Below are 13,825 nucleotides of genomic sequence, written 5' to 3'. Positions count from 1 at the left end.
ACTGAAACGATTCAATTCAGCAGGAGAGGAAAGTCATGTTCCAGTTGTCACAACAAGACATTCACTTGGGCGTTGCTGCCGCCGACAAACAGAGTGCTATCCGCCAGGTGGCTGCCGCGCTTACCGAGTCCGGTTACGTCAGCGCTGCTTACGTGGATGGCATGTTGCAACGCGAGTTGCAAATCTCCACCTATTTGGGTAACGGAATCGCTATACCGCACGGCACCACTGACACCCGTGATTTGGTGTTGAACACCGGCGTTCAAGTGTTCCAGTTCCCACATGGTATCGAGTGGGGGTCAGGCCAGACGGCTTATGTTGTGATCGGTATCGCCGCTCGTTCCGACGAGCACCTGGCGCTGCTGCGTCAACTGACCCATGTGCTGAGCGATGACAGCGTCGCTCAACAGTTAGTGAAAACCGCTTCGGTAGACGAACTGCGTAGCCTACTGATAGGGGAGAAACAGGCGGCTGAATTTCTGTTCGACATTTCCCTGATTACGCTTGATGTCGCCGCCGACAGCTTGATGACGTTGCAGGCACTGAATGCAGGACGTTTGCAGAAGATCGGCGCAGTCAACGCACAGTTTGTCAGCGAGGTGATCACCCGTAATCCACTGAATTTAGGGCAGGGGATTTGGTTGAGTGACAGCAGCGAGGGCGCTCTATTCAGCGCGGCCACCGTTAGCCGCCCGGCGCAGATATTCGATGAACACGGCGAGAAAGTGGCGCTGCTGCTGACGCTATCTGTGGCCGACACGCAATCGATAGTGGTGTTGAATTACCTCAGTGATTTGCTGCTGGCTAATAAAGCTGAACAACTACTGAACGCTGATGCTGGTACTGTGCTGTCCTTACTGACCAGCACAGTGGCGGGAAAGAGCACCGTGCTGAGCGCCGAGTACGTGATCCGTAACGAGCATGGCTTGCATGCCCGGCCAGGCACCGCACTGGTTAACGTGATCAAGCAGTTTAAGAGCGAAATTACTGTCACCAATTTGGACGGCAGCGGCAAGTCGGCCAACGGCCGTAGCCTAATAAAGGTGGTGGCGCTAGGTGTGAAGAAAGGGCACCACCTGCGTCTTACCGCCAATGGAGCGGATGCACAAGCTGCGCTACAGGCGATCGGCACAGCAATTACTGAAGGACTGGGCGAGGGCATAGCATGAGCAGAAAAGTAGCAACGATTACCTTAAACCCAGCTTACGATCTGATGGGCTTGTGCCCGGAGATCGAACGCGGGGACGTCAATCGGGTAAAAACCGCTGGTCTGCATGCCGCCGGTAAAGGCATTAACGTTGCCAAAGTACTGAGGGATTTAGGTATCGACGTTACCGTTGGTGGTTTCCTGGGTAAAGACAACCAAGATGGCTTCCAGTTGCTGTTTAGCGATTTGGGCATTGCCGATCGTTTCCAGGTAGTCCCGGGTCGCACTCGTATCAACGTTAAGTTGACCGAGAAAAATGGTGAAGTCACTGATTTCAATTTCTCCGGTTTTGAGGTAACGCAACAGGGCTGGGAGCGTTTTGTAAATGACTCCCTGAGTTGGCTGGGCCAGTTTGATATGGTGGTGGTCAGCGGTAGCCTGCCCGCCGGTGTCGATCCCGATGCTTTTACCGATTGGATGATCCGCCTGCGTGCGCAGTGTCCATGCATCATTTTCGACAGCAGCCGCGAGGCGCTAGTCGCTGGTCTGAAAGCTGCGCCATGGCTGGTCAAGCCGAATCGCCGTGAGCTAGAGATCTGGGCGGGGCGTCCACTGACAGTATTGGAAGATGTGGTGGCCGCCGCGCAAGCGTTGCGCGAACAAGGCATTGCTCATGTGGTTATCTCTCTTGGTGCTGAGGGGGCGTTGTGGGTCAACGCATCCGGTGCCTGGATCGCCAAGCCACCGCCTTGTGAGGTGGTCAGTACCGTGGGTGCTGGCGATTCGATGGTCGGTGGCCTGATTTACGGCCTGCTGATGCGACAATCCAGCGAACATACTTTTCGCCTAGCCACTGCTGTGGCCGCATTGGCAGTGAGTCAAAGCAACGTTGGCGTGACTAATCGCCCACAGTTGGGTGCGGTAATGGCGCGTGTCGATCTCAAACCTTTCAATCAAAAGAAGGAGGAAGAATGAAAACGCTGCTGATGATAGACAGCTCGTTAGGGCAGGCGCGCAGCCACCTGGCGAAACGCATGCTCGAAGCCGCCTTGGCCAAAACTGGTCTGATGCTGGCTGCATCGCTGGCTGATGCCGAACTAGTGGTGGTGGTGGGGCAACCTGCGTTGGCTGACGCCGCGCTGAACGGCAAATTGGTTTATGTGGGTGAACTTGAACAGGCCGTGGGTGAACCGCAAGCCCTCCTGGAACAGGCTAAAACCGCAGCAAAAGTTTACCAGGCACCCGCCGTTTCAGTGGCACCGTTAAAGGCTGCTGGTCGAAAACGTATTGTGGCGATCACCGCTTGTCCGACTGGCGTGGCACACACCTTTATGGCGGCGGAAGCCATTGAAAACGAGGCGAAGAAGCGTGGCTGGGGGGTGAAAGTAGAAACTCGCGGTTCCGTAGGTGCTGGCAGTGTCATCACGCCGGAAGAAGTCGCGGCGGCTGATCTGGTGATCGTAGCGGCTGATATTGAAGTGGATCTTGGCAAGTTTGCTGGTAAGCCGATGTACCGTACCTCTACTGGGTTGGTGCTGAAGAAAACGGTGCAGGAGCTGGATAAAGCGCTAGTAGAAGCTGAAGTACTCCAGACGCAAACGCAAAAAAGCGGCGGCGTAACTAAAAATAAAGAGGGTAATGGCCCTTACCGCCATCTGCTGACCGGCGTGTCTTATATGCTACCGATGGTAGTAGCGGGAGGGTTGTGCATCGCGTTATCGTTCATGTTAGGCATCAAGGCGTTTGAAGTCAAAGGTACGCTGGCGGCGGCGCTGATGCAAATTGGTAGCGGAGCGGCCTTTGCGCTAATGGTGCCAGTGTTGGCTGGTTTTATCGCCTTTTCCATCGCTGATCGCCCTGGCCTGACGCCTGGCTTGATCGGAGGAATGTTGGCTGTGAGTACCGGTGCAGGTTTCCTCGGTGGTATCATTGCTGGTTTTCTAGCGGGCTATATCGCCAAAGCGATCAGCAGCAAGCTGCGCCTACCGCATAATATGGAGGCGCTGAAGCCAATATTGATCATTCCGCTGTTGGCCAGTGTGATTTGCGGCCTGATCATGATTTATGTGGTCGGTACACCAGTAGCCAAAATCATGGAAGTCCTGACTTATTGGCTACAGTCACTGGGTACGGCCAATGCCGTGCTGCTGGGGACGATCCTCGGCGCAATGATGTGTTCTGACATGGGCGGTCCGGTAAACAAGGCCGCTTACGCCTTCGGTGTGGCGCTGCTAAGCTCGTCGGTGTATGCGCCTATGGCGGCAGTTATGGCCGCCGGCATGGTTCCGCCGTTGGCGATGGGGTTGGCAACGCTGCTGGCGCGCGGCAAGTTCGACAGGTCCGAGCAGGAAGGCGGTAAAGCAGCGTTGGTGCTGGGTCTGTGCTTTATCTCTGAAGGGGCTATTCCGTTCGCCGCCCGCGATCCGATTCGCGTATTGCCCTGTTGCATCATGGGTGGGGCGCTGACTGGCGGATTGTCAATGGTGTTCGGTGCTAAGTTGATGGCACCGCACGGTGGTTTTTTTGTACTGCTGATCCCTGGTGCCATCACCCCAGTGCTGTTGTATCTTGTAGCCATCGCCGCAGGTATACTGTTGGCGGGTGTAGCTTATGCCTGGCTGAAACGTGCTGAAGTGCCAGTTACCACTGTGGCTTAGGCATTGAGATCACCAAAACGCGCAGCCATGAGCTGCGGCGTTTTGTCTGGTTTTCACCGGAGACACCAGATTGGTAGCCTTACTTGTCACCGCCCGCCGTTAAGCAAAGGATATGCCTCTGCCTGGCTCATTGCTGTGCCTTTAGCCAAGCAATTTCTTGCGCCCAGATGTCTGGATCCACTGTTTCTAGGATCAACGGAATATTGTCGAAACGTAGATCACGCATGATGTAGCTGAACACCGTTTTGCCGATGTTGCCTGCACCCAGGCTATAGTGGTGGTCAACGTGGCTGTTGAACCCGCCTTTGGCGTCGTTCAAATGCATACCGCGCATATAGTTAAAACCGACGATGTCGCCGAACTGCTGAAAGGTCTGTTCGCAGCTCTCTTCGGTACGCAGATCGTAACCGGCGGCAAAAGCGTGGCAGGTATCGATGCAAACACCAACCTGGCTCTTGTCTTCAACGCCATTGATGATCGCCGCCAGATGTTCGAATTTGAACCCCAAATTGCTGCCTTGGCCGGCAGTGTTTTCGATCACCGCCGTTACGCCTTGGGTTTTATCCAGCACGATGTTAATTGATTCGGCGGTGCGTGCCAGACATTTGTCTGCATCGATCTGTAATAAGTGGCTGCCCGGATGGAAATTGATCAGTGTCAACCCCAATTGTTGGCAGCGCTGCATTTCATCGAAAAAGGCGTCGTGCGATTTTTTCAGCGCTTCAGTCACCGGGTGACCCAAGTTGATCAGATAGCTGTCGTGCGGCAGGATCTGCCCAGAACCATAGCCGTACTGGGCACAGGCGTTTTTGAACTGTTCAATCACCTTGGTAGGCAGCGGAGCGGCCCGCCATTGACGTTGGTTTTTAGTGAACAGGGCGAATACGGTCGCCTCTAATTCGTGCGCGCGGATAACCGCTTGATCTACCCCACCTGACGCACTGACATGTGCACCGACAAACTTCATCTTTATTCTCCTGTGTTATCGGCGCCATTATGGCATTGATAACAGCCTGATTGAATGGCCGCAAAGAGTGATTAATGCGGATGCTGTACCAGTTAGTTAATTGCAGCACCGCCGCCCAGCAGCCAGATAAATAGCAGCGTAGCGAGCAAAATCGGTTTGATCCCAGCCTGATTTACTGCGCTGATGTGGGTGGTCAGCCCCAGCGCCGACATGACCATCGCCAACACCCACGTGTCGATTGTAATCAAATGCTGCACCAGTGCGACAGAGATCAACTGGCAGGAGTTCAACCTAGCAACGGCGATAAACAGCACGGCAAACCATGGAATAGTGATGGCGGATCTGTCTGCCTTATTTGCAGCACTGCCACGGCGGATATAGCCGAAAAGCAACAGCAGAAACGGCGCGAGCATCATCACGCGGATCATTTTGGTGATCACCGCCGCATTCTCGGCATCCGGCCAGATGGCGAGCCAGGTGGCCACCACCTGCGCCACTTCGTGAAGGGTGGAACCTGTTTAGATGCCGAAGGTTTACTGGGTGAACGATAGCCACTACATATGTGCATTCAATTGATACAGCCATTGGTAAGCGAAAATTGCCAGCGTGCCGAATACCACTACGGTAGACACTGCCACAGCCACTTTACTGGCGTCGGCTTTTAGCAAAGGCTCGTTAGCCAGCACTGCTGCAGATGCTTCTACCGGTCCTGATCAACATGGTGGTCTGGCTGTCAATACCGAATTTTTGCTTAGCCAGCAGGCCAATAGAAAGGTGGTGGTCAGCATTAGCGCGTCAATAATGATGCCAGTAGCGCCGCGAAATCGACGATCTGCTGAAAGGTCATCCGGAAGCCGTAAAGAATGATCCCTAACCGCAGCAGGTATTGCTTGACCAACTGGACTCCACTGTGTCAACGAGGTTGCAGCCAAGGATAGAATATGTTGCCGCCCAGAATACCGAATAGGATCGCCAGCGTCAGCGCACCCAGCCCGAATCCCGCCAACCAAGGAATACTGCTAGCCCAGATGGCCAACGTGTTAAGTGCGCTGATCAGCAGCAGGCCAGACAAGGGGGAACGTCGTTTTGACAAGGAATGTAGGGTATTAGTCGCCATGGAAATCAGTCCTCATATCAAATTGTTTACTTACTAAAATACATTTCCGCTAAGTAAAATAAAAATAGATTAAATATCTATAACGGCGTTGTTGAATAAATCGGATTTGGAATAAAGAGTCCCCTGAATGGGCATCTTTCAGGCAAGGCGTACACTTTCAGCATACCGGCGAGCAGCATCTTGTTTAATGCATAGATCATGGCCAGCGCCTCTGCAACTTGCCCATCATAATCTCGCAGCGACAGGTGACCACCAAATAGCTGTTTTACTCTGTACCTCGCTGTTGCCGCTATCGAACGTCGGTGGTAGCTTGTGATACTTTTCCACCGTGTGTTGTCTCCGGTAAGGCGCTGGTTCGCCACCGCTTAATTTCGCTCTGCATAGTCTGCCGACCAATAACGGGCTCCGCTTTTTGGCGGTATTAACGCCTTGAGCTTCTTGCCTCTTAACTCATCATGACTCACTCGCGTATCCTAAGCCCGATCCGCCGAGGCGACTTTGATTTTACGGTACCTCTGGCGGATGAGACCTGGGAAGGCTTCGGTATCGGTGACATTGCTCAAGGAAAGGTCAGCACAGATGACCTCATGTGTTTCTGTATCTACGGCCAAATGCAGTTTTCGCCAGATCCGCCGTTTTTCCTGACCGTGTTTTTTTGCCATCCACTCGCCTTCACCCAACACGTTGAGCCCGCTAGAGTCGATAACGAGGTGCGCAATTTCACCCGGCGTTGGGGTTTTAAACGGGACATGGCCGGACTTCGCCCGCTTACTGATACAGGTGTCGTCCGGGCAGTTCAACGCCACTTTAATCAGTGTGACAATGGAGTCGATGAAGCCCTGGATGGCGCGAAGTGTCAGGCCGAAAATCCGTTTCAGCATCAATACGCTGGTGATTGCCATATCGGAATAATGTGGTGGGCGACCACGCAGAGAAAGTTTTGCCTCGCAGTACCAGGCGTGAAGTGCCATTTCATCCACCGATAAAGTGAGTGAACCCCGAGTGATAAGGGCGTTGTTGTAAGCCTTCCAGTTGGTGATGTTGAACTTTTGCTGGGCCACGGAATGTCGCTATTTTGACATAAGGAGAGTGATCTGATCCGCGTGCCGGCCAAATGTTCGATTTATTCAACAACGGCGCAACGACCCTGAGGTGAAGCATAGTAGAACGGTATTCTCACAGTGAATGGCAACAGCCTCTCTACGCCTAGCAACACAGCAGATTAACTAAACAGCACTCTTGTCGGCAGCATGATTTCAACCCGGCCACCTTTTATTACTGGCTTAACCATCATCACGATGAAGCTACCGCGGCTATTCCCGCAGCCTTATATTACTGCACGCCGGGTTATGCCTTGGAATAACGACGCCGACACGGTGACCCTAAACCTCCTTAACGGATGTTCTGTCAGCTCTCTTACCGCTCAGTTGTCGGCCGTGATGCAGGCCTTGTCCCTAGGTTAACGCCGCAGCACATATGGCTGGCGCGGGAGCCGGTCGATATGCGCCAGGGTATCGGGACCCTGACGTAATACGTTACCGACCCCCTGCACCAACTCTGGCAAGGGGAAGCCGCTTTTGTCTTTTGCAAGAAGGCACGCTCACGCATCAAAGCCCTGCGCTGGGACAAACACGGGGGCTGGTGGTGTCTTCGCTGTCTTCATCAGGGCGAATTTATCTGGCCAAGGCAAGGTGATGTCGCATGGATGCTGTCAACCGAGCAGGCCTACGGGTTGATGAAAGGCATCGACGGGCAGCGGGTGGATGGCCTGGATTTAACCAACTATAAATAACATAAAATCTTAATTAATACATTTATTTATAATGATAATATGCTATTGTACTGATAAAAAAAAGGGCACGAATATCGATGTAGTGCTGGCCTCACAAAACCCCGATGAACTGTGCGCTCTGGTGTTGATATTATTCGTAGACTAAGAGCCGCAGACGCAGCAAAGCCAGACACTTACAGGTTGTATTATATCCAGCAACTGGAAGAGGCAATGAAAAATGCCCGTCAGTGGCGCTTATGGCGTAAAAGCGAAGCCTTCCAGGGGGAACAGCGCGGGCTGTTCGATGAAGATATCGAGGCCGATGCCGCCGATATTAAGCAGCAACTAGTCACGCTGTTATCTGAGCCAAAAGCACCAAAATATCTTCGACCAGGGCAAGGGCAAAACCCCACGCGGTTATCTGTGGCCCTATATCGCCGCACGAGGTGCTGAGTGGGCGATAGTGCTTTATAATTGCCAACCGGGGCGCAGTAGTCAGTATGCCCGCGATGTGCTTCAGGGCTGGCGCGCCACCCTGGTAGTGGACGGTGATGCCAGTTACCAGGCATTGTTCTAAGCGGCCAGGTGGTTGAAACCGGGGGTCGTGCGCACGCCCGGCGCACGTTCTTTGAGCTGTTCACTGCCAACCCAAGCCTGGTGGCGAAGCTAGCTCTAGATACTATCCATGAGTTGTTCAGGCTTGAGCGCAAAATCAAACATCGGTCAGCGGATAAAAAACGTCAATTGCGGCAGCACTATGCCAAACCCTAGCTGGATGCATTTCATCAATGGCTGTTGTTGCAACAAGCGCAGACGGCCCCCAACTCCGGGTTATGCAAAGCGCTGGACTATACCATGAAACGCTGGTCAGCATTACTGCATTATCTTGACGATGGCCGCGAACCCATAGATAACAATCGCATGGAAAACTGCCACCGTCCGGTAGCCGTAGGCCGGAAGAACGGACCCTTTGCCGGGTCTTTGCTTGCCAGAAAACGGATGGCAGCTATCCTGAATCTGTTGGAAACCGTCAAACTCAACGGCCACACCCCGTATATCTGGTTGCGTGATGTGCTGACCCGCTCCCACTGACCCCACAATAGCCTCCAGGAGCTATTATCCTAAGTCGAAAACAGCTTCAGTTAATATCCGCCAGCTTATTACATGATTTTAATCACACAACGCGAGTTTTGCCGTTCGGTTACCCTTTATCTTCTTGTGTTAAAGGTTCACTAAATGATCAGTGATGCTCAACTGGCGGGTTGTGTGGTTGATCTTCAGCTTTCTTGCTAAAGCGCCGACGAATCACTACGAAGAACACCGGTACGAAGAAGATCGCCAACACGGTGGCGGTAATCATCCCACCCATTACGCCAGTACCTACCGCATTCTGAGCACAGGAGCCAGCACCACTGCTAATAACCAACGGTAGTACCCCAAGGATGAAAGCCATGGACGTCATCAGGATCGGACGCAAACGCATACGCACAGCTTCCAACGTTGCCTCGATCAGACCTTTACCTTCTTTCTCCATCATATCTTTGGCGAACTCAACGATCAGGATGGCGTTTTTCGCTGATAGGCCGATAGTGGTCAACAGCCCCACTTGTAAGTAGACGTCGTTATTCATGCCGCGCAGAGTGGCCGCCAGCAGCGCACCGATAATCCCCAATGGCAGCACCAACATGACCGAGAAAGGAACCGACCAGCTTTCATATAACGCCGCCAGACACAGAAACACCACCAGAATCGAGATGGCGTACAGCACAGGTGCCTGGTTGCCGGACAGACGCTCCTGATAGGACATGCCAGTCCAGTCGTAGCCGATGCCGTTTGGTAGTTTGGCTGCCAAATTTTCAATTAGGTGCATCGCTTCACCGGTACTCTTGCCCGGTGCTGCCTGCCCTAGAATTTCGATTGATGGCAATCCATTATAACGCTCCAAACGTGGTGAGCCGTGTTCCCATTTCGCCGTAGAGAAGGCAGAGAACGGAACCATCTGGCCGCTGGAGCCGCGAACAAACCACTTATTAATGTCTTCCGGCAACATACGGAACGGCGCTTCAGCCTGTACGTACACCTTCTTCACACGACCACGGTCGATAAAGTCGTTAATGTACGAACCGCCCAAGGCCGTAGCCATTGTGTAGTTAATCGTGGTGATGCTTACGCCTAACGCCTTGGCTTTCTCCTGATCGATGATCAATTTAAACTGAGGTGTATCCTCCAGGCCGTTAGGGCGCATGCCCACTAGTATATTGGGATATTTAGCGGCCATACCCAGTAGTTGGTTACGCGCTGCGGTCAGTTTTTCGTGGCCTAAGCCCCCCTGATCGATCAACTCAAAATCAAAACCGGTTGCGGTGCCAAGTTCGACAATCGCCGGCAGGTTGAACGGGAACACTAAACCTTCTTTAATCTTAGAGAATGCGCCGTTGGCGCGTTTGGCAATCGCCTCGACTCTATTATGTGTCCCTGGACGTTTATCCCAGTTTTTCAGGCTGATAAATGACAGACCGGTGTTTTGGCCGTTACCGTTGAAGCCGAAGCCTGCTACGGTAAATACCGATTCCACGTTGTCCTTTTCCTCGGTCATGAAGTAGTCGGTGACTTTTTCCAATACCTTGGTGGTACGTGCATCGGTGGCACCGGCAGGCAATTGCACCATGGTCAACAGAAGGCCCTGATCTTCATCCGGCAGGAATGAAGAAGGCAAGCGCAGAAACAGTAGGCCCATGACCACTACGATCAGCAGGTAGATCGCCATATAGCGGCCAGTATTGCGCAGAATGCGGCCTACGCTGTCGCTATAGTGGTTAGTGCTCTTTTCGAACATGTTGTTAAACCAACCGAAGAAAACGGTTTTAACCCCATGATCGCCTTTGGGGATCGGCTTTAGTAAGGTAGCGCATAGCGCTGGTGTCAGGATCAGCGCGACCAGCACCGACAATCCCATTGCGGCCACGATGGTGATTGAAAACTGACAGTAGATGGCACCCGTTGAACCGCCGAAGAACGCCATCGGTACGAAGACTGCCGACAGCACCAAAGTGATACCCACCAGCGCGCCCTGGATCTGGCCCATTGATTTGCGCGTGGCTTCTTTCGGCGGCAGTCCCTCTTGAGACATGACGCGCTCGACGTTTTCCACCACCACAATGGCATCATCCACTAGCAGGCCGATCGCCATCACCATACCGAACATCGTTAACGTGTTGATCGAAAAGCCAAATACCAAGAGGATAGCAAAGGTTCCCAGCAGAACTACCGGCACTGCGATAGTCGGTATCAACGCGGCGCGGAAGTTTTGTAGGAACAGATACATCACCAAGAATACCAGTGCGATCGCTTCAAACAGCGTTTTCACCACTTCGTTGATGGAGATCTTAATAAACGGACTGGTGTCGTACGGATAAACCACCTTCATCCCTTGCGGGAAGAACGTCTTCATTTTAGCCAATGTGTCTTTTACACCTTTTGCAGTGTTCAAGGCGTTGGCACCGGTGGCCAGTTTAATCCCCAAACCTGCGGCCGGCATGCCGTTATAGCGTGCAGTCACTGTATAGCCTTCGGCACCACGCTCGATATACGCCACGTCTGTTAGACGTACTTGAGAACCGTCGATATTCACCTTGAGCAAGATCTTGCCGAACTCTTCCGGCGAAGTCAGACGGGTTTGCGCAATGATCGAAGCGTTAAGCTGTTGACCCGGCACAGTTGGCATGCCGCCCAGTTGCCCAGCAGCGATCTGGTTGTTCTGCTCAGTAATGGCCGAGGTCACGTCCGAGGTGGTCAGTTGGAAGTTGTTCAGCTTGTTCGGATCCAGCCAGATACGCATCGCGTATTGAGCACCGAACAGTTGTACTTCACCCACACCAGATGAACGGCTGAGCGAGTCTTTAATGTTGGAGGCCACATAGTCCGCAATATCGTTCTGAGTCATGTTTGGATCGTCGGAAACGAAACCGGCCACCATCAGGAAGCTACTGCTGGATTTTTCCACTTTCAACCCACGTTGCTGCACTTTTTGCGGTAATAGCGGCGTGGCTAATGACAGCTTGTTCTGAACCTGCACCTGTGCGATGTCAGGATCGGTACCGGAATCGAACGTCAACGTAACGGTGACGCTACCAGAGGAATCACTGGTGGAGGACATGTACATCAGGTTATCGATACCGTTCATGTTCTGTTCGATAATCTGTGTTAGGGTGTCCTGTACCGTTTTGGCGTCTGCACCTGGGTAATTGGCGGAAATATTCACCGCCGGTGGTGCAATAGTGGGATACTGCGCGATCGGCAGTTTAATTATTGCAAGCACCCCTGCCAACATAATAATGATAGCGATTACCCAAGCGAAAATCGGGCGATCTATAAAGAACTTGGCCATGTATCCGATCCTTTTTTATGACTTCTGCGCTTCAGATTGCGGCTGGGTGTCAACTTCTTCCTGCACTTTTACCTGCGCGCCAGGGCGCACTTTCATCAGGCCACTGACGATCACGTGATCACCCGCTTTCAGGCCATCGGTAACCAGCCACTTGTCGCCAATCGCTTTATCCGCTTTCAGCATACGCAGTTCGACCTTATCGTCCATACCGACCACCAGCGCTGTGGCATCACCCCGCGGATTGCGCGTCACACCCTGCTGCGGTACTAGCAGCGTATTGCTACGCACGCCTTCGTCCAAACGGGCGCGTACGAACATGCCTGGCATCAGTATCTGGTTTGGGTTAGGAAACAGGGCACGAAGAGTGATAGAACCTGTGGTTTCATCAACGGTGATATCAGAGAATTCCAGCGTGCCTTCCTGTGCGTATTCAGTGCCGTTTTCCAGTAGCAGTTTCACTTTAGCCTTACCGTTTTTCTGCTTCAAAGTGCCGCTGACCATTTCCTGTTTCAGACGAAGAAAATCGTTGCTCGACTGAGTAACGTCAACGTACATCTGATCTAACTGCTGCACGGTAGCAAGCGCAGCAGTCTGACCATTGCTTACTAACGCCCCTTCAGTCACGGCAGATTTGCCGATGCGACCGGAGATCGGCGAGGTCACCTTGGTGTATGCCAAGTTAATGCGCGCGGTTTCTACAGCGGCTTTCGCGGCGACTACTACCGCTTCTGCCTGCTGTAGGTGTGATACAGCGGTATCATAATCCTGCTTGCTGATGTAGCGGGTACCCAACAATGTTTTATAGCGGTTTACCGTCACGCTGGCGATAGAAGCACTGGATTGTGCCTTAGCCAGATCGCCCTTGGCGCGATCGTAAGCAGCTTGATAGGTGGCGGGATCGATTTGATATAAGGACGTTCCCGCTTTGATATCGCTGCCTTCAACAAAGTTGCGTTTCAGGACGATGCCGCTGACCTGAGGACGAACTTCAGCGACACGATACGCAGCGGTGCGGCCAGTAAGATCGCTAGTGATATTGAGAGGTGCGGCTTTTAATGTCACGACACCTACTTCGGGAACTGGGTGTTGGAAACCTTGCTGTTGGGTTTCCGTATCATTACATGCTGTGAGCGCTAAGCTGCCTGAAAGCATCAGAACTGCCGCCAGAGGCATTGACCCTCTGTTTTTGTTCATAAAAAACCTCAAGTGTCCGATTTCAAAATGATCAATGGATCACAAACCTTAAAACCCATTGCAATATTAATGATATGTGGGCGGCATAATACATACGTTGGAAAATGTATGTAAAAATAATCACCATAAATAACAACGTGATAGCAAGAAATACTAAATATTAAGCACAGGCAACCCGGCAGCATATCCTTGACGTTGCGATGAGAGAATTCTCTGAACGTGGCGTTTTTGCAACGTCACTTACAGATATTGCCGCTCCTGCCGGAGTTACGTATGGCGCAATTTACTGGCATTTAAAACATAAGATAGATCTGTTTAATTAAGTTTGGAGATCTATCAGGCCGAAAATAGACGATCTTGAGACAGAGTATCAGGCAAAGTATCCAGATATTCCACTGCATGTTATCCGACAAACTCTGATTTTCATCTTGACATCCATGGCTGAAAATGGTCACCGAAGAGCATTAATGGGGATTATATTCTACAAATGCGGATTTGTCGGCGAAATGACGTCCCTGCTGGATTTACGCAAAGTGCTGAATCTTTCTTGTCTGGCTATCAGTACATGGAGGATAATTGCGTTTA

General features: G+C 52.2%; 9 protein-coding genes and 5 pseudogenes. 8 read left to right on the top strand and 6 right to left on the bottom strand.

What is annotated here, in order from left to right; translation table 11 throughout:
* Window positions 1-35: 35 nt before the first annotated feature.
* Genes fruB through fruA form a run of 3 tightly spaced genes read left to right on the top strand, consistent with a single transcriptional unit; the run spans window position 36 to window position 3,804 of the window.
* Entirely contained in the window at window positions 36-1,169 is a 1,134-nt protein-coding gene (fruB, locus tag AACL06_RS02615) for a fused PTS fructose transporter subunit IIA/HPr protein (RefSeq protein WP_339037725.1), read from the top strand.
* The gene (gene fruK, locus AACL06_RS02610) at window positions 1,166-2,122 is read left to right on the top strand and encodes a 1-phosphofructokinase (protein ID WP_339037723.1); all 957 of its coding nucleotides are present in this window, start codon (window positions 1,166-1,168) and stop codon (window positions 2,120-2,122) included. Before fruB ends, fruK begins: the two co-directional genes overlap by 4 nt.
* A complete protein-coding gene (gene fruA, locus AACL06_RS02605; protein ID WP_339037721.1) occupies window positions 2,119-3,804 on the top strand; it encodes a PTS fructose transporter subunit IIBC in 1,686 nt (561 codons plus the stop codon). Before fruK ends, fruA begins: the two co-directional genes overlap by 4 nt.
* A 127-nt stretch (window positions 3,805-3,931) precedes the next feature.
* On the opposite strand, the gene nfo is transcribed toward fruA, so the two are convergent.
* From nfo to AACL06_RS02585, 4 genes and pseudogenes are all read right to left on the bottom strand, one after another.
* Window positions 3,932-4,771 (bottom strand): deoxyribonuclease IV, encoded by an 840-nt coding sequence (gene nfo, locus AACL06_RS02600; protein WP_339037720.1) that lies wholly within the window; start codon window positions 4,769-4,771, stop codon window positions 3,932-3,934.
* Window positions 4,772-4,863: 92 nt separating this feature from the next.
* Window positions 4,864-5,888: pseudogene (locus AACL06_RS02595) on the bottom strand (YeiH family putative sulfate export transporter).
* Window positions 5,889-6,026: 138 nt separating this feature from the next.
* Window positions 6,027-6,928: pseudogene (locus AACL06_RS02590) on the bottom strand (IS5 family transposase).
* Complete coding sequence (locus AACL06_RS02585; RefSeq protein ID WP_339037719.1) at window positions 6,861-7,022, bottom strand: hypothetical protein; 162 nt, start codon at window positions 7,020-7,022, stop codon at window positions 6,861-6,863. Before AACL06_RS02585 ends, AACL06_RS02590 begins: the two are co-directional and overlap by 68 nt.
* Window positions 7,023-7,434: 412 nt before the next feature.
* Here AACL06_RS02585 and tnpB point away from each other — a divergent pair, with 412 nt between their 5' ends.
* The 4 genes and pseudogenes from tnpB to AACL06_RS02570 all read left to right on the top strand — a co-directional run.
* Window positions 7,435-7,680 (top strand): IS66 family insertion sequence element accessory protein TnpB, encoded by a 246-nt coding sequence (tnpB, locus tag AACL06_RS02580; RefSeq protein ID WP_339038247.1) that lies wholly within the window; start codon window positions 7,435-7,437, stop codon window positions 7,678-7,680.
* 180 nt (window positions 7,681-7,860) lie between these two features.
* Window positions 7,861-8,112: a transposase gene (locus AACL06_RS02575; protein ID WP_339036520.1), complete on the top strand. Its 252-nt coding sequence runs from the start codon at window positions 7,861-7,863 to the stop codon at window positions 8,110-8,112.
* Window positions 8,081-8,170, top strand: a pseudogene (locus tag AACL06_RS10510) (hypothetical protein); the annotation flags it as partial. The gene AACL06_RS02575 and the pseudogene AACL06_RS10510, both read left to right, overlap by 32 nt.
* Window positions 8,171-8,742, top strand: a pseudogene (locus tag AACL06_RS02570) (IS66 family transposase); the annotation flags it as partial. It abuts the pseudogene before it with no gap.
* Window positions 8,743-8,899: 157 nt separating this feature from the next.
* Here the strand turns inward: AACL06_RS02570 and AACL06_RS02565 are convergent.
* Both AACL06_RS02565 and sdeX read right to left on the bottom strand, forming a co-directional pair.
* Window positions 8,900-12,046 carry an efflux RND transporter permease subunit gene (locus AACL06_RS02565; protein WP_339037718.1) on the bottom strand — a complete coding sequence of 1,049 codons (3,147 nt, stop codon included), beginning with the start codon at window positions 12,044-12,046 and terminating at the stop codon, window positions 8,900-8,902.
* Between the two features lie 15 nt (window positions 12,047-12,061).
* On the bottom strand, window positions 12,062-13,240 hold the full coding sequence (gene sdeX, locus AACL06_RS02560) for a multidrug efflux RND transporter periplasmic adaptor subunit SdeX (RefSeq protein WP_339037717.1): 1,179 nt from the start codon (window positions 13,238-13,240) through the stop codon (window positions 12,062-12,064).
* A 200-nt stretch (window positions 13,241-13,440) separates the two neighbouring features.
* Here sdeX and AACL06_RS02555 point away from each other — a divergent pair.
* A pseudogene (locus tag AACL06_RS02555) lies at window positions 13,441-13,788 on the top strand (TetR family transcriptional regulator); the annotation flags it as partial.
* Between the last annotated feature and the right edge of the window lie 37 nt (window positions 13,789-13,825).

This window comes from Serratia symbiotica (Periphyllus acericola) (genome assembly GCF_964019515.1).
GTDB lineage: Bacteria > Pseudomonadota > Gammaproteobacteria > Enterobacterales > Enterobacteriaceae > Serratia > Serratia symbiotica_D.
The sequence above is the reverse complement of the archived record's forward strand: the minus strand, read 5'-3'. Positions and strand labels throughout refer to the sequence as shown.

What these genes read in the sequence shown, in the direction of transcription:
- fruB (WP_339037725.1), top strand. Translation starts at nt 36, where the DNA reads ATGTTCCAGTTGTCACAACAAGACATTCACTTGGGCGTTGCTGCCGCC.
- fruK (WP_339037723.1), top strand. Translation starts at nt 1,166, where the DNA reads ATGAGCAGAAAAGTAGCAACGATTACCTTAAACCCAGCTTACGATCTG.
- fruA (WP_339037721.1), top strand. Translation starts at nt 2,119, where the DNA reads ATGAAAACGCTGCTGATGATAGACAGCTCGTTAGGGCAGGCGCGCAGC.
- nfo (WP_339037720.1), bottom strand. Translation starts at nt 4,771, where the DNA reads ATGAAGTTTGTCGGTGCACATGTCAGTGCGTCAGGTGGGGTAGATCAA.
- AACL06_RS02565 (WP_339037718.1), bottom strand. Translation starts at nt 12,046, where the DNA reads ATGGCCAAGTTCTTTATAGATCGCCCGATTTTCGCTTGGGTAATCGCT.
- sdeX (WP_339037717.1), bottom strand. Translation starts at nt 13,240, where the DNA reads ATGAACAAAAACAGAGGGTCAATGCCTCTGGCGGCAGTTCTGATGCTT.